General features: G+C 78.3%; 2 protein-coding genes. Both read left to right on the top strand.

The window, feature by feature from the left end; genetic code table 11:
• Nucleotides 1-187: 187 nt before the first annotated feature.
• The gene (locus AB0F11_RS38055; RefSeq protein WP_362184430.1) at nt 188-946 is read left to right on the top strand and encodes an SIS domain-containing protein; all 759 of its coding nucleotides are present in this window, start codon (nt 188-190) and stop codon (nt 944-946) included.
• Nucleotides 943-2,364 carry a D-glycero-beta-D-manno-heptose 1-phosphate adenylyltransferase gene (gene rfaE2 / locus AB0F11_RS38060; RefSeq protein ID WP_362184432.1) on the top strand — a complete coding sequence of 474 codons (1,422 nt, stop codon included), beginning with the start codon at nt 943-945 and terminating at the stop codon, nt 2,362-2,364. The genes AB0F11_RS38055 and rfaE2 overlap by 4 nt, the downstream gene beginning before the upstream one ends.
• The last annotated feature ends 15 nt before the right edge of the window (nt 2,365-2,379 follow it).

A 2,379-nucleotide genomic window follows, 5' to 3' on the forward strand; every position in this document is an offset into this window, starting at 1 on the left:
CCGCCACCGAGCGGTCGTACCTGTCGGTGCTCGCCGGCCGCCCGTACGCCGCCGCAGCCGCCGACCGCACGCGGCGCCCCGCGCCCGCCTGACCCCGTACTGCGTACCCCGTACTGCGTACCCCGTACTGCGACCGCTTCCCGAAGGAGGTGGTGGCCGTCCGCGCCAGCGCGGGCCGGCCGACACCATGAACCCGTACCCCTCCCCATCCCCCTCGCCCTACACGTGCCACACGTCCTACGCCTCCTCCGCGCGGCCCGGCTTCGGCTCCGGGCACACCGGAACCGAAGGCCCCGGCTCCGCTCCGCGCGGCTCCCCTCCCCGGCCGGGCCTGTGGGCCCACTGCTCCTCCCTGCACTCGGCCCTGGAGCGGATGTGCCGCGACGGCGCCGACCTGCTCGAACGGTGGGCCGGCGAGCTGGCGCGGGCCCTGCCCGCGGGGGGCCGGCTGCTGGCCGCCGGAAACGGCGGCAGTGCGGCCCAGGCCCAGCACCTCACCGCCGAACTGGTCGGCCGGTACCGGCGGGAGCGGCCGCCCTTCTCCGCCATCGCGCTGCACGCCGAGACGTCCAGCATCACCGCCATCGGCAACGACTACGGGTACGACCACGTGTTCGCCCGGCAGGTGGCCGCGCACGGGCGGCCCGGCGACGTCGTGCTGCTCCTGTCGACCTCCGGGCGCAGCGACAACCTGCTGTCGGCCGCGACGACGGGCCGTGACCTGGGCCTGCAGGTGTGGGCCCTGACCGGCCGCGCGCCGAATCCGCTGGCCCAGGCCGCCGACGAGGCGCTGTGCATCGACGCCGAGGCCACGGCCACCGTGCAGGAGGCGCACCTGGTCGCCGTACACCTGCTCTGCGAGGCGTTCGACGAGGTGGTGGACCGCGGATCCGCACCGGCCGGGCCGGCCGGTGCGCTCCCCGCCGCATACGGGAGGACGCCGTGACCGCATCCGCATCCGCACCCCTGGTCGTCGTGGGCGACGTCCTCCTCGACCGGGACATCGAGGGCGTGGCCGACCGGCTCGCGCCGGACGCGCCCGTCCCCGTGGTCGACGTCACCGCGGACCGCTCCCGGCCGGGCGGCGCCGGGCTCGCCGCGGCGCTGGCCGCCCGGGCCGGGCGCGAGGTGGTCCTCGTCACCGCGCTGGGCCGGGACGGCGCGAGCCGCCGGGTCCGCGAGGCGCTGCGCGGCCGGGTCCGGCTGGTGGAACTGCCCCTGGCCGGCACGCTGCCCGTCAAGACGCGGGTTCTGGCCGGCGGGCGGCCGCTGGTGCGCATCGATCGCGGCGGGGGGCGGGCCGGGCCGCCCACCGAGGAGTGCGCGCAGCTGCTCGCGGCCGCGCACACCGTCCTCGTCGCGGACTACGGCCGGGGCACCGCGGACGCGCTGCGGCCCCTGCTGGAACAGGCCGCACGGCGGGTCCCGCTGGTCTGGGACCCCCATCCGCGCGGCGGCCCGCCGGTTCCCGGTGCCCGCCTGGTCACGCCCAACGCCGCGGAGGCCCGTGCGCTGTGCCCCGAGGAGGGCAACAGCGGCTCCCTCGGGGCGTACGCCCGGCGCGGCGCCCTGCTCGCCGGCCGGTGGCAGGCCGCCTCGGTGGCGGTCACCCTGGGCGAGCGCGGCGCGCTGCTGACCCGGCCGCACGCCGACGCGCCGCTGCTGGTCCCGGCCCCGTTCCGGGCGTACGGGGACACCTGCGGGGCCGGCGACTGCTTCGCCGCCCACACCGCTGCCGCCCTCGCGGACGGCGCCCTGCCGGAGGAAGCCGTGTGGCACGCGGTGACCGAGGCGGCCGCGTTCGTCGCGGGCGGAGGTGCCTCGGGCCTGTCGCTGTGGCGTCGGCCGAGCCCGGCGCCCGCGCTCCCCGACCGCGCCGATGCGCTGACGCTGGTCCGGGAGGTCCGGGCGCGGGGCGGCACGGTCGTGGCGACCGGAGGCTGCTTCGACCTGCTGCACGCCGGCCACGTGGGCCTGCTGGAGAGCGCCCGGCGCATCGGCGACTGCCTCGTGGTGTGCCTGAACTCCGACGCGTCGGTGACCCGGCTGAAGGGGCCGGGCCGGCCCCTGACCCCGCTGGCCGACCGTACGCGTGTGCTGCAGGCGCTGGGCAGCGTGGATGCGGTGATCTCGTTCGACGAGGACACCCCGGCCGAGGTGCTGGAGGTGCTGCGGCCCGACATCTGGGTCAAGGGCGGCGACTACGCGGTCGACGACCTGCCCGAGGCGGCCCTGGTGCGGACGTGGGGCGGGCAGGCCGTGGTCCTGCCGTACCTGGACGGCCGCTCCACGACCGGCCTGGCCCGCCGGGCGGCCCGCGCAGCGACTCCGCCCGTGCCGGAGCCCGAGGCCGCGGCCCCATGACCCCCGCCGCGACCC

Origin of the sequence: Streptomyces sp. NPDC032472 (genome assembly GCF_040636955.1) — a bacterium.
Lineage (GTDB): Bacteria > Actinomycetota > Actinomycetes > Streptomycetales > Streptomycetaceae > Streptomyces.